Raw genomic sequence first — 25,994 nt, 5'->3', positions numbered from 1 at the left:
GTGTTGCGCACCCAGCGTACGCCCCCTTCACGCGATCCTCATTTCCCTGTGCCACACTCCCAAATGATCGCGATCCCCCAGCCATGGATCCCGCGCGCGGGACCATGATACGAGGCCCAGGCATCTGTGCGGCTGAATGGGCAACACCCGGAGACCGGCCCTGATAAAAAGGGGGTCGTCCAAGCGAGCTTGTCCGAGCAGGCCCCCTGTGGGGTCTGTCCACCTCCACCCCGGCGGCGCCGCCCCCTTAATTGGGACCTCAGGCACAACCGAACGGACCGAAGAAAAGAAACAGGGACCTGCAAGGAAAAACCGCCAAGGGCAAATTGCCCCCGGCGGCCAAATCTGCTGCGTATCCGGGGGGGGGGCGCATGACGCCGCCGTTGGTCCTGTCCGATGGCTGCGCAGTCCTGACCCTAGGTGCGCTAAGCCTTTGATCAGGCTGACGCTGCGTTTTTTCGGAAAATTGCCGGTGTCCCTGACGGCTGGCCTTGTTGCTGCCCCAGTTGACTGATTTCTGACCGGTATTTTCAGACGTACAAGTCATTGGAGACAGATTTTGGATTTAGGTATTGATCCGTCGGCGGTGGCCGCGGGCTCGCAAGAGGTGACCAGCACATTTGTCATGTTCGGAACCATTGCGTTTGTTGGTTTCTTCGGCCGGATGATTTTTGTGGCCTTTGGCCCCGGCCTCGCAAAGTCCAACCCGTTCCGGAACTTTTCGGGCGGCGGTTTCATTCTTCTGGCGGCGGCACTTTTTGCCGGCGGGCTTTATGCCTCAGGCAAGATGACCAAAGCCACCGTGCTATTCAAACGGCACCTGGCCGATCCCGTCATTGTAACCTTGCTGGGCAAGGACAGCTGTGATCCGGCGGATGGCAGCTACTGCGTTGTGGTGTTCGAAGACGGGCAGGAAAAGATCGTCAACTGGTACAACAAGCGGGTCTACATGTACGAGATCGTCAACCCGCCAGAGGGGGCAGTCTGGCACACCCTTCGCCCCCGCCACCGGCCCGGCCTTGCCGCCGGAGTATAGGCTGCAACAGAAAGCGGCCCGCCTGAGACAGGCGGGCCGTTTCAAATTCAAGAAAAGAAACTCAGTTCACGATGGTGGCTTCGGTGGCTGCACGCAGCTCGTCTTCGCTGACGCCCTCAGCGCATTCCACGATTTTCAAGCCGCCCTCGACCACATCCAGAACGCCCAGGTTGGTGATGATCCGGTCCACTACGCCCCGGCCTGTCAGCGGCAGGGTGCATTCCTTCAGCACCTTGCTGTCACCATGCTTGTTGGCGTGATCCATCACCACCACCACACGGCCGACGCCCGCCACCAGGTCCATGGCGCCGCCCATGCCCTTCACGAGCTTGCCGGGGATCATCCAGTTCGCCAGGTCGCCGTTCTCGGCCACTTCCATCGCGCCCAGGATCGCCATTGCGATCTTGCCGCCGCGGATCATCGCAAACGACTGCGCTGAGTCGAAATAGGCGGTCTGCGGCAGTTCGGTGATGGTCTGCTTGCCGGCGTTGATCAGGTCGGCATCCTCTTCGCCCTCGTAGGGGAAGGGGCCCATGCCCAGCATGCCGTTCTCCGACTGCAGGGTCACTTCCACACCCTCGGGGATGTAGTTGGAAACCAGTGTCGGGATGCCGATGCCGAGGTTCACATACCAGCCGTCCTGCAGCTCCTGCGCGGCGCGTGCCGCCATCTGATTGCGGTCCCAAGGCATTATGCTTGCTCCTTCTTCTGACGGACGGTGCGCTGTTCGATGCGTTTTTCGTGGTCACCCTTGATGATGCGGTGCACGTAGATGCCGGGCAGGTGGATCGAGTCCGGATCGAGCGAGCCGGTGGGCACGATTTCCTCGACCTCAACCACGCAGACCTTGCCGCAGGTCGCGGCCGGCGCGTTGAAGTTGCGGGCGGTCTTGCGGAACACCAGGTTGCCGGTCTCATCCGCTTTCCAGGCCTTGACGATGGCGAGGTCGGCAAAGATGCCTTCCTCCATGATGTAATCCTCCATCGCGCCGTCCGGCCCGGTGGGGAACTGCTTTTCCATCTTGCCCTCGGCAATCACGGTGCCAACGCCGGTCTTGGTGAAAAAGCCGGGGATGCCCGCGCCGCCGGCGCGCATGCGCTCGGCCAGGGTGCCTTGCGGGTTGAACTCCAGTTCCAGCTCGCCGCTCAGATACTGGCGCATGAATTCGGCGTTCTCGCCCACGTAGGAGGAGATCATCTTCTTCACTTGCCGGGTCTGCAGCAGGATGCCGATGCCGAAATCGTCAACGCCCGCGTTGTTGGAGGCAAAGGTCAGGTCCTTGGTGCCCGCGTCCTTGATCGCCTGCAGCAGCAGCTCGGGAATGCCGCAGAGGCCAAAGCCGCCCGCGGCGATGAACATGCCGTCGTGAAGCAGCCCGTCGAGCGCTTCAGCGGCGCTGGAATATACCTTTTTCATGGAGATCTCCCATTATGCCGGTTGCAGGGAGTTCTGGCGCTCAGCCGGTGCAGAGTCAATGAATACGGAGACGGCTGCGTATTTCTACGGAGCCGCTTTGACGGCCCGCCAGTTCCGGCAGACCGTCAAGGCCGGAAGTCATACAGGCAGGGCGTCTTCGGCGTATTGCGCCGCGAATTCCGCGCTGGGCGGGATCGGGGTGATCACGTCGATCAGCACACCGTTCGGGTCTGCCGTGATGAAGTGGCGCTGCCCGAAGTCTTCGTCGGTGAGCGGCTTCAGCACTGGCAGGCCTGCGCTGGTCAGCCGGGTGTATTCGGCCGCGGCATCCTCCACCTCGAAGTTCAGGATGACACCGGCACTGCTGCCGCGCCCGGCCTCAGGGATCGTGGGGTGCGTGCCATCCAGGATGGCCAGGTTCACGGCAGGATCAGTGCTCGACTGAAGATGCACGTACCAGTCCGATTCAAACGCCGGCTGGAATCCAAAATGGGTTTGGTAAAACGCGGCGGTGCCCGCAACATCGTTTGTTTGCAGCACCGGATAGTATTGAGTGACTTTCATCTTGCACCTCATTTGAAAAACATACAATCTGTATGTATGTGGAAATAAACATACAGGCTGCATGTATGCAAGAGAGAAGTGCTCCCGTCCCAAACACCGCGCGCCGGGCCGCCATGCGGGAGCGGCTGATCGCTGCCGCCCGCACTCTGTTTTCGGAAAAGGGCTACGCCGAGACCTCAACGCCGGAAATCGTCAAGGCCGCGGAGGTCACGCGCGGCGCGCTCTACCATCACTTCGATGGCAAGGAGGCGCTGTTCCGCGCGGTTGCCGAGGCCGAGGCCCAAGCGGTTACCAAGGCAATCGAGGCCGCGGCCAAGGTGCCGGGCGGGGAGGGGCTGGAGGCGGGCAGCCGGGCCTTCTTTGCCGCAATGGCGAAGCCGGGCCGCGCCCGCATACTGCTGGTGGACGGGCCTGCTGTGCTGGGGGCCGCTGCGATGGACGAAATTGATGCCGGCGGCGGGCGCAGTGCGCTGCGCGCGGGGCTGGCGTCTGCGGGCACGGGCCTGAAAGAAGGTGAGCTTGATGCGCTGGCAGCGGTGATGTCGGCGGCCTTCGACAGGGCGGCGCTTGCCATTGCCGAAGGTGCTGGGTCCGCGCCTTATGAGGCGGCGATGGCGGCACTGATGCGCGCCGCCATCGGACCGGAGACCTAGGTCGAGGCTTTCTTGGCGGCAGGTTTCTTCTTGGCGGCGGGCTTTTTCGCCGCTGCTTTCTTCTTGCCGCCCTTCGACGATTTCTCGGCAATCAGCTGCACTGCCATCTCCATGGTGACGTCCTTGGGTTCCACGTCCTTGGGCAGGGTGGCGTTCACCTTCTCCCATTTGACATACGGCCCGTAACGCCCGTCCATGATGTTGATGGCGCCGCCGCTGTCGGGGTGTTCACCCAGTTCCTTCAGCGGCTTCGCAGCCGCCCGGCTGCCGCGGCGGCCTGGGTTGGCGCGTTTCTCGGCCAGCATCTCCACCGCCCGGTTCATGCCGATCTCAAAGACGTCCAGCGTTTCCTTGAGGTTCACGTAAACCGGCTTTTCCTCATCCGGCAGCTGGTGCGCGATATACGGCCCGAAGCGCCCCAGGTTGGACTGGATGGCGCCGCCGTCCGGGTGCTGGCCGATCTCGCGCGGCAGGGTCAGCAGGGTCAGCGCCTGTTCCAGCGTGATCTCATTCGGGCCCCAGCCGGGCAGGAAATCCTTGCCCTGTTTGGGCAGCGAGGAGCGCGGCGGCTTCTTGTTCTCGGGCGTCGCCTCGCCGCGCTGGACATAAGGCCCGAAACGGCCGGATTTCAGGTGGATCTCGTCGCCGTCGTCCTCGCCCAGAATACGCTCATAGCCTTCGGCGCCTTCGCCGGAGATCGGCCGGGTGTAGTTACATTCCGGGTAGTTGCCGCAGCCGACAAAACCGCCGGTGCGCGAGGTCTTGAGGTGCAGCTGGCCTGCGCCGCACTTCGGGCAGGTGCGCGGGTCGGTGCCATCTTCACGCGGCGGATAGAGCTGCGGTGCCAGCGCATCATCCAGCACATCCAGCACCTCGGTGATGCGCAGGTCGGAGGTTTCCGAAATGGCAGCGGAGAAATCCCGCCAGAACTTGCCCAGAAGCTCTTTATAGTCGCCGTCGCCCGCGCTCACGTCGTCCAGTTCTTCTTCCAGATTGGCGGTGAACTCGTAACCGACGTATTTGCGGAAGAAGTTCAGCAGGAAGATGGTAACGATCCGGCCCTTGTCCTCCGGGAACAGGCGGTTCTTTTCCTTGCGGACGTATTCGCGGTCCTGGATCGTGGTGATCACGGACGCATAGGTCGAGGGGCGGCCGATGCCCAGCTCTTCCATCCGCTTGACCAGCGTCGCTTCGGTATAGCGCGGCGGCGGCTGGGTGTGGTGTTGCAGCGCCAGCACGGCACCGTCCTCGGACAGTACAGAGGCGTCCTTGCCTGCCTTCTCTGCCTGCGCTGCCAAGGAGGACGCGAATTTCAGCGCCTCGCCCTGCATGATCTGCGGCAGGCGCTTGTCGTCCTCATCCGCCACATCGTCGCGGCCTTCCTCATAAACCCGCATGAAGCCGTCAAACAGTACCACCTGACCGGTGGCGCGCAGCACGACCTGCTGGTCGCTGGAGCCGATATCGACGGTGGTGCGCTCCAGCCGGGCGCCTTCCATCTGGCACGAGAGGGTCCGTTTCCAGATCAGGTCATAAAGCTTGCGCTGATCGTCGTCCGAGACCTTCAGGCTGGCGGCATCGCGGCTCATGTCGGTGGGGCGGATACACTCGTGCGCTTCCTGCGCGTTCTTTGCCTTGTTCTTGTAGATCCGCGGCGAGGACGGCACGTATTCTGCGCCATAGCGCTTCTCGATCTCGGCGCGGGCTTCCTGCACGGCCTCCGGCGCCATGTCGATGCCGTCGGTCCGCATATAGGTGATGAGGCCGGCCTCATAGAGCCGCTGCGCCGCGTTCATGGTCTGGCGCGCGCCCATGCCGAACTTGCGGCTGGCTTCCTGCTGCAGGGTCGAGGTCATGAAGGGAGCAGACGGGTTGCGGGCCGCGGGCTTGGCTTCGACCGACAGCACCGACAGCTTGCGCGAGGCCACCGCCTGCACCGCCATTTCAGCAGAGGTCGAGTTCTTGAGGCTGTATTTATCGAGCTTGTCGCCGCCCATGACGGTCAGGCGGGCCTCAAACTCCTGGCCGCGGGGGGTGGCCAGCTGGGCGCGCACGGACCAGTATTCCTGTGCGTTGAAGGCCTCGATCTCCATCTCACGCTCGACGATCAGGCGCAGGCAGACGGATTGCACACGGCCCGCCGAACGCGCGCCCGGCAGTTTGCGCCACAGCACCGGCGACAGGTTGAAGCCCACCAGATAGTCCAGAGCGCGCCGCGCCAGATAGGCCTCGACCAGCGGCATGTCGACCTGGCGCGGGTTCTGCATCGCCTCGGTCACCGCTTCCTTGGTGATCGCGTTGAAGGTCACCCGGCTGACGGCAGTGTCCTTCTTGATCGAGCGCCGCTTGGTCAGCGCCTCCTGCAGGTGCCAGCTGATCGCCTCTCCCTCGCGGTCGGGGTCGGTGGCGAGAATCAGCGCATTGTCGTCTTTCAGCGCGTCGGCGATGGCCTTCACATGCTTGCGGGAATCGTTGGCGACCTCCCAGGTCATGCCGAAATCATTGTCGGTGTCGACCGATCCGTCCTTGGGCGGCAGGTCGCGCACATGCCCGTAAGACGCCAGAACCGTATAGTCGGGGCCAAGATATTTATTGATTGTTTTTGCTTTGGCCGGGGATTCGACAACTACTACTGGCATAAATTCTGATACCTCTTCGGACCGGTTTGCCGGGGTCTATGGCGGGGCAGGATGTGGGGCGCAAGGGGAGAATGTCAATCCGGGTGCAATGGACGCGGCGCAATTCCTGCCTTTGCGGACCTGCTGCAGAGCGATTTGCCTGGTTCCGGATGCCGCTTTGCCGCCGTTTCAGAGACAGGGGATTAATCGTCGTCCTCAGGGTAGGCCCGGGACAGCAGGCCGCCGGGTTCGCGGCGGATCGCGCCGTCCAGTTCCAGGTCCGTCAATGCGGGGGCCAGATCCTGCGGCGGCAGGGACAGGTCGCGGATCAGCTGCGTCTCGGATGTGGGGGAGGGGCCGAGACTGCCGAGGATCTGCTGATGCAGGGCGTGCGTCTCTGCCAGACTGCGCCGCTGCGGCGGGGGCGGCGGCAGGGCGGCAAGCGCTTGCTGAAGGTCCTGCGGCGCGCAGGCCGGCGCGGCTGGCATTTCCTGCGGCGGCAGCGCCTCCAGCACGTCGCTTGCGTCGCGGACCAGGGTGGCGCCGTCGCGGATCAGCCGGTTGCAGCCGGAACTGCGCGCATCAAACGGGTGGCCGGGCACGGCCAGAACTTCGCGGCCATAGTCGAGGGCGTCGCGGGCGGTGATCAGGCTGCCGGATTTGCCAGCTGCCTCCACCACCACCACCGCGCGGGACATGGCGGCGATGATCCGGTTGCGTTTGGGGAAATCGCGGGCCTGCGGTGTGAGGCCCATGGGCTGCTCTGACAGCCGCAGCCCGGTCTCAGTGATGTCAGCCGCAAGTTTGGCGTTTTCCGCCGGGTAGATCACGTCCGCCCCGCCTGCCAGCACGGCGATGGTGCCGGTTTTCAGGGCAGCCTGATGCGCCGCCGTGTCAATGCCGCGGGCCATGCCGGAGACCACAGCATATCCGGCCTCACCAAGGGAATGGGCCAGTGACCGGGCCATCCGTACCCCCAGCGAGGAAGCATTGCGGGCGCCCACCATTGAGATCATCGGGCGGTCCAGGACCTTAAGATCGCCGATGGCCCACAGCAGGGGCGGGGCATCTTTGATGCCTTTGAGCAGAGCTGGATATTCGGGGTCCGAAAAGCACAAAAGCCGCGCTTTGGCGGCTTTTGCGGTCTTGAGTTCCTTGTCCACCGCCTTGGCAGGGCATGTTTCATACCCTTTGATGCCTGCGGAGCGTGCCACTTCGGGCAGCGCATCCAGCGCGTTCTGCGCTGAACCGTATTCTGCGAGCAGCCGGTGAAAGGTCACCGGGCCAACCCGTTTGGAGCGCAAAAGGCGAAGCCATGAATACCGGTTATCTTCCGTGGTGGGTGGGAGTGGGGGGTGAGTGGAAGAAGGTGTTTCTTCGGTCATCCGCAGCTCCGCCTGTTTGCAGGACAAGAATTAACCTTGAGGGGGTTAACAGGTGGTGAACGGCTGGAAAGATTTTGGCAATGCCCTGAAAATTTTTGCTAAGTTGTGAAAACTGCTTAAGAAATTCACATGCAAGCAAAGGTTGTGCGACTGTGCTTGCAGCGTTTTGGCCCGGCTGGCTGTACAGCCGGGCCCCGGATTTTGCGGCAAGCATATGGTTTTGCCGCGAATTTATGCAGCAGAGCCGCCAACTGTCAGCCCGCCCATCAGCACAGACGGCTGGCCAACGCCGACCGGAACCCATTGCCCGGCCTTGCCGCAGTTGCCCATGCCGGGGTCCAGCGCCATGTCATTTCCAAGGCCGCGAATCTGTTTGAGCGCGGTGGCGCCGTCGCCGATCAGGGTGGCGCCCTTAACCGGTTCACCGACCTTGCCGTCCTTCACGCGGTAGGCCTCGGTGCAGGAAAACACGAACTTGCCGTTGGTGATATCGACCTGGCCGCCGCCAAAGCCCACCGCCCAGATGCCGTTCTTGATGCCCGCCACCAGGTCGCCGGGGTCAGTCTCTCCGCCCAGCATGTAGGTATTGGTCATCCGCGGCATCGGTGCATGGGCATAGCTTTGCCGCCGCCCGTTGCCGGTGGGGGAGACCCCCATCAGCCGCGCGTTCTGGCGGTCCTGCATGAAGCCGACCAGAACCCCGTCCTCGATCAGCGTGGTCTTCTGGCTGGGGGTGCCCTCATCATCCACGGTGATGGAGCCGCGCCGGTCGGGGATGGTGCCGTCATCCAGCACCGTGACGCCCTTGGCGGCGATCTGCTGACCCATCAGCCCGGCAAAGGCAGAGGAGCCCTTGCGGTTGAAATCGCCCTCCAGCCCGTGGCCGATTGCCTCGTGCAGCAGGATGCCGGGCCAGCCGGGGCCAAGCACCACGTCCATTTCCCCCGCTGGGGCAGGGACTGCATCCAGGTTAACAAGCGCGATGCGCAGCGCCTCTTGCACCTGCGCCTGCCAGTGCGCGGGATCAACCAGCCCGTCGAGGCCCAGCCGCCCGCCGCCGCCGGCGGAGCCGCTCTCGCGGCGGCCGTCCTTCTCGACGATGACGGATACATTCAGGCGCGCCATCGGGCGGGTGTCGCGCACCCGCACCCCGTCGGCGCGCAGGATCTCCACTTCCTGCAGCGAGGCAGCCAGTGACGCGGACACCTGCACCACGCGTTTGTCGAGGTTGCGGGCGTAATCATCAATCTCGCGCAGCGTCTCCACCTTGACCGGGAACGGCATGGCGCTGATCGGGTCGGCGTCGGTATAAAGCTTCTTGTTGGTGGCCAGCGGCGCGTCCGAGTAGGTGCCGCCGCCGGTGCCAACCGCCAGCTTGGCGGTTTCCGCCGCCCGCCGCAGCGAGGCGATGGAGACGTCGGTGGAATGGGCATATCCAGCCACATCGCCGTTCACGGCCCGCAAACCAAAGCCTTCGGAGGCATCGTAGCTGGCGCTGCGCAGACGCCCGTCATCAAAGGACAGCGCCTCCGACTTGCGGCGTTCGGCAAAGATCTCGCCGTCCTCGGCACCGTTCAGGGCATCACGCAGGGTGGCCAGCGCCTCATCCTCCGGAAGCGCGGTTTCGAAGGGTCGGAAGGATGGGTTTTCCATGGCACGGTCCTCAGATTTTTTGATCTAAATCAAGAAAGCGACGGTTTGACGCTTGGCTGCCTCTTTATCTGTACGCCCGAATATGGTTTTAAGCTGCATCAAAGACAACGGGGCAGGTGCGTTTTGCGGAATCATTGATTCCCGTGCATTTCGTGCTGCCGCAGGAACAATACGATCAACCGATCAGGACAGAACATGAAAAACGCTTTGATGCTTTCGGGCCTTTTCGCCGGCCTTTCGAGCCTTCCAGCAATGGCGCAAGAAGGCCTGAAAACCATTGGTAAGCCGGTGGACGGCGGCCTGAACTTCCAGCCGGCGGCGACCTCGCTGATGGAAGGGATCCACAAGCTGGACTGGATGATCCTGGTGATCATCACCGTGATCTGCATTTTCGTTGCTGCGCTGCTGCTGTGGGCGATCGTCCGGTTCAACAAGCGCGCCAACCCGACCCCGGCCAAGTTCAGCCATTACACCCCGATCGAGATCGCCTGGACCGTGATCCCGATCCTGGTGCTGGTGTTCATCGGCTCCTTCTCGCTGCCGCAGCTGTTTGCGCAGCAGGAAATCCCCGAGGGCGACATCAACATCAAGGTGACCGGCTACCAGTGGTACTGGGGCTATGAGTATTCCGACCACGAGTTCGGTTTTGAAAGCTTCATGCTGCCGAAAGAAGACCTGGCCGCAAACGGCTATGCCGAGGATGAGTACCTGCTGGCCACCGACACCGCCGTTGTGGTGCCGTCGGGCAAGACCATCGTGATGAACGTGACCGGCGCCGACGTGATCCACTCCTGGACCATCCCGGCCTTCGGCGTGAAGCAGGACGCGGTTCCCGGCCGTCTGGCACAGCTGTGGTTCAAGGTCGAAGAAGGCAAGGAAGGCATCTACTTCGGCCAGTGCTCTGAGCTGTGCGGCAAGGACCACGCCTATATGCCGATCACCGTCAAAGTGGTGACCCAGGCAGAATATGACGCCTGGCTGGAAGGCGCCAAGGAAGAATTCGCGGGCATCCCGCAGGCCTACCAGGTCGCTTCCAACTGATAGCCTGGCCGCATGGGGCCTGCAGGGGCGCCGTGTGGTACAGTGACAAGATCTGGGTGCGCAAGCTTGCGCACCCGTTGCCGCCAAAGGACCCAAGATGAGCGACGCAAGCATCAACGCAAGCCGGGCATATGAGGACGAGGCCAGCTTTGGCGATTATTTCGCCCTGCTGAAGCCCCGTGTCATGTCGCTGGTGGTGTTCACCGCTCTGGTCGGCCTGCTGGCCGCGCCGGTTTCTGTGCATCCCGTTGTCGGCTTCTGCGCGATCCTGTTCATTGCCATCGGCGGCGGTGCCTCCGGCGCGCTGAACATGTGGTGGGACGCGGATATCGATAAGGTGATGAAGCGCACCAAGTCGCGCCCGATCCCGGCGGGCAAGGTTGAGGCCGGCGAGGCGCTGGCGTTCGGCCTGGCGCTGTCGGGCCTTTCGGTGATCATGCTGGCGCTGGCCGCCAATGTCTTTGCCGGTGCGTTCCTGGCCTTCACCATCTTCTTTTACGTGGTGGTCTACACCATGTGGCTGAAGCGGGCGACGCCGCAGAACATTGTGATTGGCGGTGCCGCTGGAGCCTTCCCGCCGGTCATCGGCTGGATCGCCGCCACCGGCACCATGTCGGTTGAGCCCTGGCTGATGTTCCTGCTGACCTTCATGTGGACGCCGCCGCATTTCTGGGCGCTGGCGCTGTTCATGCGCTCTGACTATGACGACGCGGGCGTGCCGATGCTGACCGTGACCCACGGCCGCCGCGCCACCCGCATCCATATCCTGGCCTATACCGTGCTGCTGGCCGTGCTGGCCGTTGGCACCGCGTTCTCCGGCATTGGCGGGCCGATTTACCTGGCCGTTGCCGTGGTGCTGAACGCGCTGTTCCTGCATGGCGCCTGGAAGATCACCCGCCGCGACGAGGACGATTCCGAGGGTGACAATTTCAAGGTGGAGCGCAGTTTCTTCAAGCTGTCGCTGCTGTATCTGTTCCTGCATTTCGGCGCCATCCTGGCCGAGGCCCTGCTGAAGCCCTATGGCTTGGGGGGCTGGTAAGATGGCCCTGCGCAAGGAACATGAGATCCACAAGCGCCGGTCCGGCCTGAACAAGGGCGTCGGCATTCTGCTGGCGGCCTTCGTGGTGCTGATCATGGCGCTGACCATGGTCAAGGTGACTTCGGCCAGCTTCAAGTTTCCCGATGCACAGTCTTCTGGTGAACAGGGGGAGCAGAGCTGATGGCGCTGCAGGGGCCCCAAAAGACTGTTGTCCAGCTGGTCGGCGTTGTCGTCCTGATGGGCGGGCTGTCCTGGGCGTCGGTGCCGTTTTATGACTGGTTCTGCCGCGTCACCGGCTTTGGCGGCGTCACCGGCGTGGCCAGCGCGGGATCGGACACGGTTCTGGACCAGACCATCAAAGTCCGCTTTGACGGCTCCAAGGAACGCGGCATGCCGTGGGAATTCAAGCCAATGCAGCGCGAGATGGAGATCAAGCTGGGTGAAACCGGCCTGGCCTTTTACGAGGCCTATAATCCAACCGACCGCCCCGTGGCGGGGCAAGCGTCCTACAACGTGGCGCCCTATCAGGCCGGCGGGTTCTTTGAGAAAATCGACTGCTTCTGCTTTACCGAGCAGGTGCTTCAGCCGGGGGAGCGGGTGCAGATGCCCGTGACCTTCTATGTTGACCCGGAAATCATTGACGACCGGGACGCAAAATACGTGCATACGATCACGCTGTCGTACACGTTCCATGAAATCGATCTGCCCGAGGGCGTTGCCGCTCTCGACACCGGGGGTAACACCGGGGCAGGCACAACCACGAACTAGGCCGCTAGGTGAGGGACACTTAAATGGCGCATGCTAAAAATCACGATTATCACATTCTGCCGCCGTCGATCTGGCCGCTGGCTGCCGCAGTGGGCACCTTTGTCATGCTGGTTGGCGCAGTGTTCTGGATGAAGGGCATCACCGCCTGGGCGTTCTGGATCGGCTTTGTTGCTGTTCTCTACTCGGCCTATGCCTGGTGGGCGGAAGTTGTTGCCGAGAGCAAGGGCGGCGACCACACACCCGTCGTCCGCATCGGCCTGCGCTATGGATTCATCCTGTTTGTGATGTCCGAGGTGATGTTCTTCTTCGCCTGGTTCTGGTCGTTCTTCAAACACGCCATGTACCCGATGGAGACCTATGTCGGCACTGAATATGTGGCCCCGGCGATCTATCCGGTCGACCCGTTCCACCTGCCGCTGATCAACACCTTGATCCTGCTGCTGTCCGGCTGTGCCGTGACCTGGGCGCACCATGCGCTGGTGCACAACAACGACCGCAAGGCGCTGATCCAGGGCCTGGCGATCGGTATCGCCTTCGGCATCGCTTTCACCGCGCTGCAGGGCTATGAATACGCCCACCTGCTGCACGAAGGCTGGAAGTTCGGCGAAGACGAGTTCTACTCCAACTTCTTCATGGCAACCGGCTTCCACGGTTTCCACGTGATCATCGGCACCATCTTCCTGACCGTCTGCCTGATCCGCGCGATGAAGGGCGACTTCACCCCGGAGCAGCACGTCGGCTTTGAGGCGGCTGCCTGGTACTGGCACTTCGTGGACGTTGTCTGGCTGTTCCTGTTCGTGGCCGTCTACATCTGGGGCACCTCCGGTTTGTAATGGTTACATGTTTGCGGTTCCAAAAACCGCAGACAGACCTTAATGAGCAAGGCGCGCAGGGGACACCTTGCGCGCCTTGTCTTTTGAAGCGGAGCGGCCCGGATGCGGCGTGTCATCTTCCTGTTGATCATCGGAGGCGCGGGCCTGGCGATTCTGATCGGCCTTGGCACCTGGCAGCTGCAGCGCAAGGCCTGGAAGGAAGACCTGCTTCAGACGATTGAGGCCAGCATCGCGGCTGCACCGGCGGCTTTGCCGCAAGTCCCGGTTAAGGAGCAAGACCGCTACCGGGCCGTTACCGTCGAGGGTGAAATCGAAGGCAATGCGCTGCATGTGTTCTGGGTCACCAAAGACGCCGAGACGGGGTACCGTGTCATAGCGCCGTTTGTGACCAGCGATGGCCGCCGGGTGCTCTTGGACCGGGGGTTCATCCCTGCCGCTGAAAAGACCACATCTCTCAGCATCGGGCAGGCAACCGTCACCGGCAATCTTCTCTGGCCGGATGAGGGCGACTGGACGACGCCCGCGCCGGAAGTGGACACCAATATCCTCTATTCCCGGGACGTGGCATATATGGCAGAGCGCCTGAACACCGAACCCGTTTTGATTGTCGCCCGCAGCACAGCGCCTGAGGCGGCGGTCATTCCGCAGGCTGTGACAACTGCGGGCATCCCGAACAACCACTTGCAATATGCGATCACCTGGTTTTCGCTGGCCTTCATCTGGGCCGCGATGACCGTCTACTTCCTGCGGCGCAGCCGCCCCTGAACCCGAAAGAGCTGAAGGCGATGAAATATATCTCGACCCGGGGCCAAGCGCCCGAGCTGACCTTTGAAGACGCAATGCTGACGGGCCTTGCCCGCGACGGCGGGCTGTATGTCCCGGCGGAAATTCCGCAGATGTCCCACGATGATATCGCGGCGCTGGCGGGGCTGTCCTATGAGGAAACCGCGTTCCGCGTCATGCGGCCCTTCGTCGGCGATTGCTTCACCGATGAGGAATTCCGCGCCATCATCGCCCGCGCCTACGAGGGCTTTGAACACGCCGCCCGGGCACCGCTGAAGCAGCTGGCGCCGAACCATTTCCTGCTGGAGCTGTTCCACGGCCCCACGCTGGCGTTCAAGGACTTTGCGATGCAGCTGATCGGCCAGCTGTTCCAGGCTGCACTGGAACGCCGTGGCGACCGGGTGACCATTGCAGGCGCCACCTCCGGCGACACCGGTTCTGCCGCCATGGAAGCCTTCCGCGGGCTGAACAATGTGGATGTGTTCATCCTCTACCCGCATGGCCGCGTGTCTGAGGTGCAGCGCCGCCAGATGACCACGCCGCAGGACGCCAATGTGCACGCGCTGGCGGTTGATGGCGACTTTGACGACTGCCAGGCGCGCGTCAAGGATATGTTCAACGACTTCGATTTCCGCGACGGCGTCAAGCTGGCGGGCGTCAACTCGATCAACATCGCGCGGGTGCTGGCGCAGGTGGTCTATTACTTCTCCTCCGCCGTGAGCCTCGGCGCGCCGCAGCGCAAGGTGAGCTTCACCGTGCCGACCGGCAATTTCGGCGACATCTTTGCAGGCTTCATCGCCAAGCAGATGGGCCTGCCCATTGACCAGCTGGTGGTGGCCACCAACCAGAACGACATCCTGCACCGCTGCCTGTCGGGGCAGGGCTACTACAAGGGCGACACCCAGCCCTCGATCTCGCCGTCGATGGACATTCAGGTGTCTTCGAACTTTGAACGCGCGCTGTTCTATGCCTACGGGCAGGACAGCAAGGCGGTGGCGCTGTTGATGGATGAACTGAAGAACGGCGGCTTTGACGTGTCGCAAGGCGCGATGCAGGCGCTGGCGGAAAATTACGTCTCCGGCCGCACCTCCGAGGAAGAGACGCTGGCGACCATCAAGTCCGAGCTGGCGTCCTCGGGCGAGCTGATCTGCCCGCATGGTGCGGTTGCCGTGAAAGTGGCAAATGAGCACCGCAAGGCGGATGTCCCGATGATCACGCTGGCCACTGCGCATCCGGCGAAATTCCCGGCTGCGGTGGAAGAAGCCAGCGGCATTCATCCGCCCTTGCCTGCGCGCATGGCAGACCTGTATGAGAGGCCGGAACGGGTCACCCGGATCGCCAATGATCTGGCTGCCCTTGAGGATCACATCAGAAAGAACATCGCGAATTGACAGTTCAGCAGCACACACTCGCCAACGGATTCCGTATCGTCTCCGAGCATATGCCGGGTCTGGAATCCGCGGCGGTCGGGATCTGGGTGAGCGCCGGCGGCCGCCACGAGCGGCTGGAGCAGAACGGCATTGCCCATTTCCTGGAGCACATGGCCTTTAAGGGCACCAAGCGGCGCTCGGCCCTGCAGATCGCAGAGGAGATCGAGGATGTGGGCGGCTATATCAACGCCTACACCTCGCGCGAGGTGACGGCCTATTACGCCCGGGTGCTGAAGGATGACGTGCCGCTGGCGGTGGACGTGATCGGGGATATCCTGCTGAACCCGGTGTTCGACCAGCGCGAGATCGAGGTTGAGCGCGGGGTGATCCTGCAGGAGATCGGCCAGTCGCTGGACACGCCGGACGACGTGATCTTTGACTGGCTGCAGGAGGAAAGCTATCGCGGGCAGCCGCTGGGGCGGACCATTCTGGGGCCTGCGGAGCGGGTGCGCAGCTTCAGCCGCGAGGATCTGCAGGGCTTTGTCGGCGAACACTACGGCCCCGGCCAGATGATCCTGGCGGCGGCGGGCGGCGTGGATCACGATGCGCTGGTCAAACTGGCGGAGCAACTGTTCGGCCATATGGAGGCCAAGCCGGAGTTCACCGCCGAGGGCGCGCAGTTCACCGGCGGCGAGGCGCGGCAAGTGAAGGATCTGGAGCAGGCGCATTTCGCGCTGGCTTTTGAAGGCCCCGGCTACCGCGATCAGTCGATGTACACCGCGCAGATCTATGCCAGCGCCCTTGGCGGCGGTATGTCCTCGCGGCTGTTCCAGGAGGTGCGCGAAAAACGCGGCCTCTGCTACACGATTTTCTCGCAGGCAGGGTCTTATGCCGATACCGGCTCGATGACCGTTTATGCGGGCACCTCCGGTGAGCAGCTGACGGAGCTGGCGGGCATCACCATCGACGAGATGAAACGCGCGGCGGATGACATGAGCGATGCCGAGGTGGAGCGCGCCCGCGCCCAGATGAAGGCCGGGATGCTGATGGGTCTGGAAAGCCCCTCAAACCGCGCCGAGCGGCTGGCGCGGCTGGTGCAGATCTGGGGCAAGGTGCCGTCGCTGGAGCGCACGGTGGAGCGGATCAATGCGGTCACCACCAAGGACGTGCGCGAGCTGGCGGAGACCATGGCGGTGACGGCGCCTGCGGCGCTGGCTTTGTACGGCCCGGTCGCGGATGCCCCGGCGCTGGAGAGGCTGCAGGAGAGGCGCGCCGCCTGATGCTGCTCAACCGCCGCAAGGTCCGTATTGAAACCGAGCGCCTGACCCTCAGGCCGCCGGTGCATGCGGATTTTCACGGCTGGGCGGCATTGAGGCTGCAGAGCCAGCCCTATCTTACCCCGTGGGAACCCAGCTGGGCGGCGGACCACCTCAGCCGCAAGAGCTTTACCAACAGGGTCTACTGGGCGCGGCGGTCGGTTTCCGGCGGCACCGCGCTGCCGCTGTTCCTGATCCGCCGGTCCGACAACCTGCTGGTCGGGGCGATTACCCTGGACAATATCCGGCGCGGCCCGGCCCAGGCCGGCACGCTTGGCTACTGGACCGGCCAGTCGTTTGCCCGGCAGGGCTACATGCGCGAGGCGATCGGCGCGGTGGTGCATCACGCCTTTACCAAACTGGACCTGAGCCGGATCGAGGCCGCCTGCCTGCCGGAAAACCAGGCGTCGCGCGGGCTGCTGGAGAAATCCGGCTTCAAGTATGAGGGCGTTGCCCAGTCCTATCTGCAGATCAACGGCCGCTGGCGCACCCATGTGCTCTATGCCTCCCTGCGCCACGACCGCCGCGGCAAGACGCTGGCGGGGCAGGCCTAGGCCGGACATTCTATCAGCCAAGTGCTCCCGCCCGTCGCAGGCGCATCAGAAGATGCGCCGCTCCCGTTGGGCCGGGCGCCGCCCCTGCGGTGCGGCGCGGCGCGTGGGGCAAACGGTGCTGCGCCCTGCGCTAGCAGGGCGCCACGCCCAACGGCGGTGCGGAATTTTCAATTCCGCTGGCGCAGGCGGGAGCGCTTGCAGGGCGAATTTTCTGCGGTAAGGGCTGACAATGGCGGTTTGCGCCCTAGAACCTGCCTCATGCGCGCGTTTGCCACTTTCCTGTGTTTCATTCTGTGTTCCGCTGCCCTCCAGGCGCAGGAGCGGAGGCAGAGCCATTGCATTGCCCTGGCAGAGGCGACGCCCGGTCTGGAGTACCTGCAGCAAGCCAGCTGGCAGGACCCGGTGGCAGAAGACAGCGTGCAGATCCGCTACATCGCCCATGCCTCGTTCCTGCTGCGCACCGAGGGCGGGCTGAATGTGGTCACCGATTTCACCGGCTTCACCGGCGCTGCGCCGCTGATCCCGGATGTGGTCACCATGAACCACGCCCATGAAACCCATTGGACCGCTCATCCCGACCCCGCGATCCCGCATGTGCTGGAGGGCTGGGGGCCGTTTGGTGCAGGCATCGAGCATCACCTCGACCTCGGCGAGATGCTGATCCGCAATGTGCCCACAGACATCCGCAACATGTTTGGCGGGGTGGAGGCGCGCGGCAATTCTATTTTTGTCTTTGAGGCCGCGGGTCTGTGCATCGGTCACCTCGGGCACCTGCACCATGTGCCGACACCAGAGCAATACGCGGCGCTAGGGCGGCTCGATGTGGTGATGGCGGCGGTGGATGGAGGCATAACCCTGCCGCTGGATCAGATGCTGGAGGTGCTGGGGCGGCTGCGGTCCTCGGTGATCATTCCGATGCATTGGTTCAGCGATTATTCGCTGCAGAGTTTCCTGTCCCGGATCGGCCCGGAGTTTGATGTGGTGGATGAGGGCAACAGCGAGTTGTCGGTGTCCCTGCGCAGCTTGCCCAGCCGCCCGACCATCCATGTGCTGCGGCCCAAGTACCTGCTGGACGGGGAGTGAGCTGCCTTGCCAGTTGCGGGGCCTTGCGGCATGGATAGGGCATGACGCTGAACCCCGCCGATCCCGCCTTTGCTGCCCGCCTGTCACCCCTGCTGCCAGAGGGCGTTTTGCGCGCTCCCGAACCGCGGTATCTGGAAGAGCCGCGTGGGCGGTACCGGGGGCAGGCGGGGCTGCTGGCCTTGCCGCGCAGCGTGGAGGAAGTGTCCATCCTGGTCCGCGAAGCCAATGCCGCGCGGGGGCCGGTTGTACCTTATGGCGGCGGCACCCGGGCGGGCGGCGGGCCGGGGGTGGGGGGCNNGCCGGTTGTACCTTATGGCGGCGGCACCGGGCTGGTCGGCGGCCAGGTGATGGCGAAGGGACCGGCGCCGCTGCTGATCTCGCTGGAGCGGATGGCGGCGATCCGGGCGGTGCACGCCCGGGAGAATGTCCTTATCGCGGAAGGTGGCGCCATTCTGGCGGACGTGCAGGCGGCGGCGCAGGAAGCCGGGCGCCTGTTCCCGCTGTCACTGGCGGCAGAAGGTTCGGCGAGGATCGGCGGCAACCTTGCGACCAATGCGGGCGGCGTTAACGTACTGCGCTACGGCAATGCCCGCGACCTCTGCCTGGGGCTGGAGGCGGTGCTGCCTTCAGGCGAGATTTGGAACGGGCTGTCGCGGCTCAGGAAAGACAATACCGGCTATGACCTGCGGAACCTGCTGATCGGGGCCGAGGGCACATTGGGGGTGATCACCGCTGCCGCACTGAAACTGTCGCCGATCCCGGCGTCGCAAGGCACCGCGGTCTTTACCGTGACGGACCCGCAGGCGGCCATTGATCTGCTGGCCCTGGCCCGGGATCACGCGGGTGAGGGCGTCAGCGCCTTTGAGCTGATCCACCGGCAGGGGCTGGATTTCCTGGCGGAGACGCTGCCGCAGGTCCGCCAGCCCTTTGCCGAGGCGCCGGAATGGTGCGTGCTGATCGAGCTGGGACTGCCGCGCGGGCTGGAGGCGGAGGACACTTTGGCCGCGCTGTTTGAAGCCGCCGAGGCAGCAGGGCTTGCCAGCGACGGGGTGATCGCCCAGTCGGACAGCCAGCGGCAGATGCTGTGGGCGGTGCGCGAGCATATCCCGCTGGCCAACAAGGCTATCGGCTCGGTGTCCAGCCATGACATTTCGGTGCCCATTTCGGAGATCCCGGCATTCATCGAACAGGGCCGGGCGGCGGTTGCCCGGCTTGGCGATTTCCGCATCAATTGCTTTGGCCACCTGGGCGACGGCAACCTGCATTACAACGTGTTCCCGGCCAAGGGCCGCAAGCGCGAGGAGTATGAGGCCGCGCGCGGTGCGGTGAAAGAAGCGGTGCATGATCTGGTGCAGGCCTTCGGCGGCTCCTTTAGTGCCGAGCACGGGGTGGGGCGGATGAAATCAGGTGATCTGGAGCGCTATGGCGACCCGGCCAAGCTGGCGGCGATGCGCGCCATCAAACAGGCGCTGGACCCCAATGGCATCATGAATCCGGGCGCGGTGCTGCGCGCGGAGTGATTTGGTCTGGTATCTTTGGGGGGCTCCCGCACCCGCGGCTGCCCGGCTGTGCCGGACCGCCTGGCGGCTTTGGGCCCGGCGCCGCGCAGATGCGCGGCGCGCCCCTTCCGGCCCAAGGGGCCTGAAGGGGCCATGCCCAACGGGAACAGTCTTTCCCTGGAAAGGCGCCTGACCGGCGGGAGCCTTTCGGCCACGCACAGATGCGGTCAGGAGGCGGGCTTCAGAGACCCTCGAACTCGCAGAGCACATGCACGTCCATGCCCATGTCCTCCAGAAGCTTGCGCCCGCCCAGTTCCGGCAGATCGACGATGAAGGCGCAGGAGATGATCTCGCCGCCCAGCCGTTCGATCAGCTTGATGCCCGCGCCCGCGGTGCCGCCGGTGGCCAAGAGGTCATCGACCACCAGGATCTTCTCGCCCGGCTGGATGGCGTCGTCGTGAATCTCCACAATCGCCTCGCCGTATTCCAGCTTGTAGTCCTGGCTGATGGTGGTGCCGGGCAGTTTGCCCTTCTTGCGGATCGGCACAAAGCCGGTGCCCAGCTGGTGGGCAATCGCGCCGCCGAGGATAAAGCCGCGCGCCTCAAGCCCCACGACCTTGTCGATCTGCTCACCGGCGTAGGGGTGCAGCATCTGGTCGATGGCCATGCGAAATCCCCGCGGATCGGCAAACAGCGTGGTCACGTCGCGGAACATGATCCCTTCGTGCGGGAAATCGACGATGGTGCGGATGTAATCCTTGACGGCGGGTTTCTTGGGCATCGGCGCGGCTCCCCTTGGCGAATTGAATGCGGCGCCCCGGGTTTCGCGCCCGGGGCCACAGCGGGTTTGGCCGATGCTGCCGGGCCATGCAAGGGCTTCCTTGGCAGCACAGGGCTTTTGCGGCGCGGGCTGTCCGCTCGTCAGCCCAGCACCCGGCCCGCCACCGCGTCCAGTTTGGCCAGCAGCGCCGGGTCGCGTTTCTCCGGGGCGGTCATGATGGCGTATTCCAGCGCTTTGTCGCAGCCGTGCGGGCAGTCCTGCCGCGCCTTGCCCAAGAGGCCGGGCAGGCGGCGCACCAGTTCGCGGGCGTTGGCGGAGTTGCCCTGTAAAGTGGCAATGATATCAGTGATTTCCACCGCGCCATGCTCCGGGTGCCAGCTGTCGTAATCGGTGACCATGGCGATGGAGGCGTAGCACAGTTCCGCCTCGCGGGCGAGCTTGGCTTCGGGCATATTGGTCATGCCGATCACGTCGCAGCCCCATTGCGCGCGGTACATCCTGCTTTCGGCCATTGAGGAGAACTGCGGCCCCTCCATGCACAGATATGTGCCGCCGCGGTGGACCTTGACGCCAGCCTCCCGCGCTGCCGCCTCTGCCGCGTCCGAGAGCCGTTCGCAGGTCGGATGCGCGACGCTGACATGGGCGACGCAGCCGGTGCCAAAGAAGCTTTTCTCACGTGCGAAGGTGCGGTCAATGAATTGATCCACAACAACAAAATCGCCCGGCGCCATCTCCTCGCGGAAGGAGCCGCAGGCGGAGACGGAGAACACATCGGTCACCCCCAGCCGCTTCAGCGCGTCGATATTGGCGCGGTAGGGAACTTGCGTCGGGGAATGCACATGGCCGCGGCCGTGGCGGGGCAGGAAGGCCATTTTGACGCCCTCAAGTGACCCGGTCAGGATCTGGTCCGACGGCGCCCCCCAGGGCGTTTCGACCGTGGTCCACTGGGCGCCTTCCAGCCCGTCGATCTCATAAATGCCGGAGCCGCCGATCACGGCGATCATGGTTTCCCGGGTCATGTCCTGCCCTCCTGTTGCTGTTGGTTTTGGATATGCGCAAGCGGGGGCGGATTTGGCAAGAGCGGTGCGGTAAACAGGGGGTGACATGCGTGCACCGCCTGTGCACCCCGTGTGCGCCGGATGGGTGCCGGAGCGGGGATTGCCTGCCCTTATCGGTGGCAAAGCCGCCTGCCGGGCAGCGGGACATGAGTATTTGGGGAAAGATGAAAGAGCGGGGGGCTATTCGCGCCGGATGATCCCGGTCAGCGCCGCGGCACCAAGGGCGGTGACGATCCAGCCGAGGGTGGTGAAGACCCAGCGCAGCCACCAGAGCTGCTTGCCCCACCAGCCGCGCTCGGTCGAGGGCGCCCAGGCGTCGGTTTGGCCGAGGTCAAGAATGGGGATCACAAGGTCGGCTGCATAGGCGTATTTGTCGAAGCTCTCCCAATCCTTGCCGGGCACGGATTGGCCCCAGGCCTGAGCTGGGTTCGGGTCGGTTCTGGCGAGGGCCTTCCATTCGGGCGAGGTCAGGATTGGTCCGGAGTTTGGGGCGAAGCTGCCCTCCTCCCATGCCAGATGGGCAGGACAGACGGCCAAGACCCAAAGAGCAACGAGCGCGGCTACACTTTTTCCCGGGCGAAAACCGTGGTCGGTCAAGAGGCCAAGAGTGTTGTGCCAGATCCAAAGAAATGGATTGGTGAAATCGTACCATAGGCTTAGCCAGGCCGCGGCCCCGGTGCCGTCAAGTATAACGGTCCGACGCGCACGCGTTTGTATTGTCAGCTTCCGCGCAAGTGCGATACGCACCTTCTTGGCGTCGGCTTCATGTCCCATGTCGTGCAGGGTTTTAGCGAGTTGTTTGTATGGCTGTGGGTGGAAGTCTTGCTGGTGACGTTCTCCTAGATTAAGCCATTCTAAGCGAGAAGTGGAATCAGTAGCGCCGTGAATAATTGAGTATTTGAACCCATTGATGTTCAATGGCCCTTGGCAAGCAGTTTTCCAATCCACTTCGTTGTCAACTAAGTCTCTTATGAATGCTGCAGTTAGATCAAGGCCACCTATAAACGTGGTTTGGCCGTCAAGAAAAAGATTGGAGTTTATTCTAGAATCTTGCATGTCTAAAGCGACATCATTTTTTTTAGAGTAAATAAAGCTGGAACCACAGATGGACAGTTGGCCACTCACTCTACTGCCAACAAAATTGGAATGCCCTTTGACTTTCACGGAGCTAAGAAAACAATCGCTTCCGAAGCGGGCACCCTGGAAATTTAGCGGAGAAGGTCGAGCGGATTTTAAGTTTAGGCTCTCTAAAACTACCTGTGATCTAAATTCAGCCTCAGCAAAGTTCAATCCTGGTACCGCGCAGTTTACAATATGCACTGGATTACGCCAAAACGACCTCTCGGCCACTATGCCTGAAAAGAGACGGCAGTCGCATAAAGTAAGTGATCGTTGGATTTCCGCTTCTGTCAGGTCCAGTTCTTGAGATATGTATGCCCCAATAACTTTAATTTCGCGTTTGTAATTTGAAGATTTGCCTTCTTTTTCCAAAAAAAAACGTAGAACTCCGGCTCTGATAACGCGGTCTCGGTTGATACCAGTCCAGCCGTTGTGAAGTGGCGGGATTTCATTTCTGGGGCCAGTTTTACAAATGATCCCTGTACTAGCGGCATGTTTCAGTTCTATTTCCGCTTTTGTCGCGGTAGGCTCTATCTCTGCCCAAGAAGTAAATCGCTGCATCACAAATCCTTCAAACCGAATGGGGGGATCATCGGCGGCTTGGGGCGCGTTTGCAAGGCGGGGCGAGCGGTGAAATCCCAACAAGCGCAAAAGTTTACGTGAGCCCGTCTGACCAGATTTTCGCGCGCGAAAACACTGCGAGCGGGGGCGGGGAGAGGCACCAATAAAGGCACGGGAAAGCCGGCCCGGCCTGCGAACCGGTTTCGCAAGCCGCCCTGAAACGCGAAGACCCCGCCGGGGGGGCGGGGTCTCGGTGGTCTGCAGGGGCAGCGCGGTTGGGGTCAGCCCTCGTAGTCGGGCATTGCCTTCAGTTCGTCCTCGGTCATCGGGATGTAGACGCGCAGGCCGGAGCCGTCGTCGGCGCGCAGGATGTCGATCTTGGAGAGCTCCAGCTCAACCGGCTTTTCGCCAAGGCCCAGGAAACCGCCGACGTCGATGACTGCGGATTTGACCTTGCCTTCGTCGGTCAGCAGCAGTTCGGAGACCTCGCCGATCCATTCGTCGTTGGCGTCATAGGCGGCAGCGCCGGTCAGTTTCTCGGCGGTCAGGTCGGTTTCCTCCGCGGTCATGTAGCCGTCACGCTCAACCGGGGCGCGGGGCTGCATGGCGGCGGTGGTTCCGGTGTCGGACATGGTTTCGGTTTCAGCCGTTTCTGCTTCGGCTGCGGCTTCTGCCTCTGCGGCTTCTTCCGTCACTTCTTCTGCCGCAGCTTCCGCTGCCGCTTCAGCCTCAGCCGCTGCTTCGCTGGTTTCTTCGGCAATTGTCTCACCAGCCTGTTCAGCCGCGTTTGCGGCATCGGACGCCAGTTCAGCGCCCTGTTCGGCGGTTGCCTCGGCGGCTTCCCCGACGGTGGTATCGGAGGCAAAGGCGGGCAGGGCGGTCACGGCGGCAAGCGCCGTGGAAAGTAGCAGCTTTTTCATAGCGTTCACTCCTCGGTGTGTTGGTTGCTTGTGCGTGAGTACTCATCGGAGAAACGCCCTGCGCGGGGTTCGGTTCCCGCGGGATTTGAGAAAAGATGCTGCGGTGCTGCCGGGCAGAGGCAGGCGAAGGTTCACGGGGGACGCAAATATCCCGCGCCCTTGCCCCGTTGGCGGTTTTCCGCTAGGGGCGGGCAGCGAACACTCCTCCTCCCGAGCACAGGTACCTGACATGAGACGCGCAGCCGTGGCTTTGCTGGCCAAGCAGATTTCCCCGCCCAATCTTTCGATCATGCAGGACGAGGGCTTTACCGTGGGCCGCGTGCGCACCGAGTTGTTGTCGGGCCTGACCGTGGCGCTGGCGCTGGTGCCGGAAGCCGTCGCCTTTGCCTTTGTTGCGGGGGTGCATCCGCTGGTTGGTTTGTACGCGGCCTTTATGGTGGGGCTGATCACCGCTGTGTTCGGCGGGCGTCCGGGCATGATCTCAGGCGCGACCGGCGCGCTGGCGGTGGTGATGGTGGCGCTGGTGGCGCAGCACGGGGTGGAGTACCTGTTTGCCACCGTGGTGCTGATGGGGATTTTGCAGATCATTGCCGGTGTCATGCATTGGGGCAAGTTCATCCGCCTGGTGCCGCATCCGGTGATGCTGGGCTTTGTGAACGGGCTGGCGATTGTGATCTTCCTGGCGCAGCTGACGCAGTTCAAGGTGCCGGGCTCAAACGGGGCGGAATGGCTGAGCGGGATGCAGCTCTATATGATGCTGGGGCTGGTTGGCCTCACCATGCTGATCATCTGGGGGATGCCGAAGATCACCTCCGTGATCCCGGCGCCGCTGGCGGGGATCGGCGTTGTGGCGGTTCTGGTCATTGCGCTGAACATCGACGTGCCGACGGTTGGCGATATGGCCTCGATCAAGGGCGGGTTCCCGAGCTTCCACAACCCGTTCGGCACCGGTGAGGGGCTTTATGGCACTGCGCTGGCGCCCTTCACGCTGGAGACGCTGTGGATCATCCTGCCTTATGCGGTGATCCTGGCCGCCATCGGCCTGATCGAGAGCCTGCTGACGCTGAACCTGGTGGGGGAGATCACCGGCAAGCGCGGCGGTGCTTCGCAGGAGTGTATCGCGCAGGGTGCGTCGAATGTGGTCACCGGCTTCTTTGGCGGCATGGGCGGCTGTGCGATGATCGGCCAGTCGATGATCAATGTGAAATCCGGCGGCCGGACGCGGATTGCGGGCATTGCCGCGGCGCTGTTCCTGCTGTTGTTCATCGTGGTGGCTTCGCCGCTGATCGAGCAGATCCCGCTGGCGGCGCTGGTGGGCGTGATGTTCATGGTGGTGATCGGCACCTTTGCCTGGAACAGCCTCAAGATCATGCGGAAGGTGCCGATGATGGACGCCTTTGTCATCGTGCTGGTGACGGTTGTGACGGTTATGTCGGACCTGGCGGTGGCCGTGGTTGTGGGGGTGATCGTCTCAGCCCTGGCCTATGCCTGGAACAACGCGCGCCGCATCCACGCCTATACCCGCGAGTCCGAGAGCGACAAGGGCGCCAAGGTTTATGAGATCGAGGGGCCGCTGTTCTTCGGCTCCACCGACGGGTTCATCGAGCTGTTTGATGTGGCGAATGATCCGGAGCGCGTGATCGTGGATTTTGCCCGCAGCCGGGTGGTCGACCAGTCGGCGCTGCAGGCGATCGAGGCGGTGGCCGGCAAGTATGAGGGTGAGGGCAAGAAGCTGGTGCTGCGGCATCTGAGCCGCGACTGCCACCAGTTGCTGACCAAGGCGGGCCATCTGATGGTCGATAGCGACGACGACCCGGAATACGAGGTTGCGGTGGATTACTCGGTCAAGACCGGGATTCTGGGCGGCCACTGAGCTTTGATGGATTGAACACTGAGGCCCGCGGTTCTGGTGAACCGCGGGCTTCTTGGTTTCTAGGGGGAGCT

24 protein-coding genes and 1 pseudogene are annotated in these 25,994 nt (G+C 63.1%); 15 read left to right on the top strand and 10 right to left on the bottom strand.

Annotated features, from left to right (window positions below; translation table 11 throughout):
- The first annotated feature begins 559 nt into the window (after positions 1 to 559).
- Positions 560 to 1,036, top strand: coding sequence for a hypothetical protein (locus tag RA25_RS18255; protein ID WP_019298340.1), 477 nt, complete (start codon positions 560 to 562; stop codon positions 1,034 to 1,036).
- Between the two features lie 61 nt (positions 1,037 to 1,097).
- On the opposite strand, the gene RA25_RS18250 is transcribed toward RA25_RS18255, so the two are convergent.
- From RA25_RS18250 to RA25_RS18240, 3 genes are all read right to left on the bottom strand, one after another.
- The gene (locus RA25_RS18250; RefSeq protein WP_039174324.1) at positions 1,098 to 1,727 is read right to left on the bottom strand and encodes a CoA transferase subunit B; all 630 of its coding nucleotides are present in this window, start codon (positions 1,725 to 1,727) and stop codon (positions 1,098 to 1,100) included.
- Positions 1,727 to 2,452 (bottom strand): CoA transferase subunit A, encoded by a 726-nt coding sequence (locus tag RA25_RS18245; protein ID WP_019298342.1) that lies wholly within the window; start codon positions 2,450 to 2,452, stop codon positions 1,727 to 1,729. The genes RA25_RS18250 and RA25_RS18245 overlap by 1 nt, the downstream gene beginning before the upstream one ends.
- Before the next feature lie 138 nt (positions 2,453 to 2,590).
- Positions 2,591 to 3,016 (bottom strand): VOC family protein, encoded by a 426-nt coding sequence (locus RA25_RS18240; protein WP_039174322.1) that lies wholly within the window; start codon positions 3,014 to 3,016, stop codon positions 2,591 to 2,593.
- Positions 3,017 to 3,081: 65 nt separating this feature from the next.
- Between RA25_RS18240 and RA25_RS18235 the strand changes: the two genes are divergently transcribed.
- Complete coding sequence (locus tag RA25_RS18235) at positions 3,082 to 3,669, top strand: TetR/AcrR family transcriptional regulator (protein WP_039174321.1); 588 nt, start codon at positions 3,082 to 3,084, stop codon at positions 3,667 to 3,669.
- On the opposite strand, the gene topA is transcribed toward RA25_RS18235, so the two are convergent.
- The 3 genes from topA to tldD form a co-directional block, all read right to left on the bottom strand.
- A complete protein-coding gene (gene topA, locus RA25_RS18230; RefSeq protein ID WP_039174320.1) occupies positions 3,666 to 6,308 on the bottom strand; it encodes a type I DNA topoisomerase in 2,643 nt (880 codons plus the stop codon). The two genes, RA25_RS18235 and topA, sit on opposite strands and share 4 nt — an antisense overlap.
- A gap of 182 nt (positions 6,309 to 6,490) precedes the next feature.
- A complete protein-coding gene (gene dprA, locus RA25_RS18225; protein ID WP_039174347.1) occupies positions 6,491 to 7,672 on the bottom strand; it encodes a DNA-processing protein DprA in 1,182 nt (393 codons plus the stop codon).
- A gap of 231 nt (positions 7,673 to 7,903) precedes the next feature.
- The gene (gene tldD / locus RA25_RS18220) at positions 7,904 to 9,325 is read right to left on the bottom strand and encodes a metalloprotease TldD (RefSeq protein WP_039174319.1); all 1,422 of its coding nucleotides are present in this window, start codon (positions 9,323 to 9,325) and stop codon (positions 7,904 to 7,906) included.
- Positions 9,326 to 9,520: 195 nt separating this feature from the next.
- On the opposite strand from tldD, the gene coxB reads away from it, so the two are divergent.
- The 12 genes and pseudogenes from coxB to RA25_RS18165 all read left to right on the top strand — a co-directional run.
- Complete coding sequence (coxB, locus tag RA25_RS18215; protein WP_019298348.1) at positions 9,521 to 10,366, top strand: cytochrome c oxidase subunit II; 846 nt, start codon at positions 9,521 to 9,523, stop codon at positions 10,364 to 10,366.
- A gap of 97 nt (positions 10,367 to 10,463) precedes the next feature.
- Positions 10,464 to 11,405, top strand: a complete 942-nt coding sequence (gene cyoE / locus RA25_RS18210; protein ID WP_039174316.1) for a heme o synthase — start codon at positions 10,464 to 10,466, stop codon at positions 11,403 to 11,405.
- Position 11,406: 1 nt separating this feature from the next.
- Positions 11,407 to 11,586, top strand: a complete 180-nt coding sequence (locus RA25_RS18205; RefSeq protein ID WP_039174314.1) for a hypothetical protein — start codon at positions 11,407 to 11,409, stop codon at positions 11,584 to 11,586.
- Positions 11,586 to 12,173 (top strand): cytochrome c oxidase assembly protein, encoded by a 588-nt coding sequence (locus tag RA25_RS18200; protein WP_019298351.1) that lies wholly within the window; start codon positions 11,586 to 11,588, stop codon positions 12,171 to 12,173. Before RA25_RS18205 ends, RA25_RS18200 begins: the two co-directional genes overlap by 1 nt.
- A 23-nt stretch (positions 12,174 to 12,196) precedes the next feature.
- The gene (locus RA25_RS18195; protein WP_039150106.1) at positions 12,197 to 13,006 is read left to right on the top strand and encodes a cytochrome c oxidase subunit 3; all 810 of its coding nucleotides are present in this window, start codon (positions 12,197 to 12,199) and stop codon (positions 13,004 to 13,006) included.
- A gap of 102 nt (positions 13,007 to 13,108) precedes the next feature.
- Positions 13,109 to 13,771, top strand: a complete 663-nt coding sequence (locus RA25_RS18190; RefSeq protein WP_039174312.1) for an SURF1 family protein — start codon at positions 13,109 to 13,111, stop codon at positions 13,769 to 13,771.
- 20 nt (positions 13,772 to 13,791) lie between these two features.
- Positions 13,792 to 15,180: a threonine synthase gene (gene thrC, locus RA25_RS18185; RefSeq protein ID WP_039174310.1), complete on the top strand. Its 1,389-nt coding sequence runs from the start codon at positions 13,792 to 13,794 to the stop codon at positions 15,178 to 15,180.
- Complete coding sequence (locus RA25_RS18180) at positions 15,177 to 16,439, top strand: M16 family metallopeptidase (RefSeq protein ID WP_019298355.1); 1,263 nt, start codon at positions 15,177 to 15,179, stop codon at positions 16,437 to 16,439. Before thrC ends, RA25_RS18180 begins: the two co-directional genes overlap by 4 nt.
- A complete protein-coding gene (locus RA25_RS18175; RefSeq protein WP_019298356.1) occupies positions 16,439 to 17,029 on the top strand; it encodes a GNAT family N-acetyltransferase in 591 nt (196 codons plus the stop codon). The genes RA25_RS18180 and RA25_RS18175 overlap by 1 nt, the downstream gene beginning before the upstream one ends.
- Before the next feature lie 258 nt (positions 17,030 to 17,287).
- Positions 17,288 to 18,112 (top strand): MBL fold metallo-hydrolase, encoded by an 825-nt coding sequence (locus RA25_RS18170; RefSeq protein ID WP_019298357.1) that lies wholly within the window; start codon positions 17,288 to 17,290, stop codon positions 18,110 to 18,112.
- Positions 18,113 to 18,153: 41 nt separating this feature from the next.
- Positions 18,154 to 18,408: pseudogene (locus tag RA25_RS23330) on the top strand (hydroxyacid dehydrogenase); the annotation flags it as partial.
- A gap of 2 nt (positions 18,409 to 18,410) precedes the next feature.
- Positions 18,411 to 19,632 (top strand): FAD-binding oxidoreductase (locus RA25_RS18165; protein WP_241477443.1); only part of this gene is annotated, 1,222 nt, incomplete at its 5' end.
- 220 nt (positions 19,633 to 19,852) lie between these two features.
- Here RA25_RS18165 and RA25_RS18160 read toward each other — a convergent pair.
- From RA25_RS18160 to RA25_RS18145, 4 genes are all read right to left on the bottom strand, one after another.
- Entirely contained in the window at positions 19,853 to 20,392 is a 540-nt protein-coding gene (locus RA25_RS18160) for an adenine phosphoribosyltransferase (protein WP_039174305.1), read from the bottom strand.
- A gap of 140 nt (positions 20,393 to 20,532) precedes the next feature.
- A complete protein-coding gene (locus RA25_RS18155; protein ID WP_039174303.1) occupies positions 20,533 to 21,411 on the bottom strand; it encodes an S-methyl-5'-thioadenosine phosphorylase in 879 nt (292 codons plus the stop codon).
- A gap of 219 nt (positions 21,412 to 21,630) precedes the next feature.
- The gene (locus RA25_RS22805) at positions 21,631 to 23,130 is read right to left on the bottom strand and encodes a hypothetical protein (protein WP_152612234.1); all 1,500 of its coding nucleotides are present in this window, start codon (positions 23,128 to 23,130) and stop codon (positions 21,631 to 21,633) included.
- Positions 23,131 to 23,411: 281 nt separating this feature from the next.
- Positions 23,412 to 24,050: a PRC-barrel domain-containing protein gene (locus RA25_RS18145; RefSeq protein WP_052254292.1), complete on the bottom strand. Its 639-nt coding sequence runs from the start codon at positions 24,048 to 24,050 to the stop codon at positions 23,412 to 23,414.
- A 229-nt stretch (positions 24,051 to 24,279) separates the two neighbouring features.
- Between RA25_RS18145 and RA25_RS18140 the strand changes: the two genes are divergently transcribed.
- Entirely contained in the window at positions 24,280 to 25,923 is a 1,644-nt protein-coding gene (locus tag RA25_RS18140) for a SulP family inorganic anion transporter (RefSeq protein WP_039174299.1), read from the top strand.
- Positions 25,924 to 25,994 lie beyond the last annotated feature (71 nt).

Source organism: Leisingera sp. ANG-S5, from assembly GCF_000813925.1.
Lineage (GTDB): Bacteria > Pseudomonadota > Alphaproteobacteria > Rhodobacterales > Rhodobacteraceae > Leisingera.
Note: the sequence above shows the minus strand (reverse complement) of the source record. Positions and strands in the feature narration are given on the sequence as shown.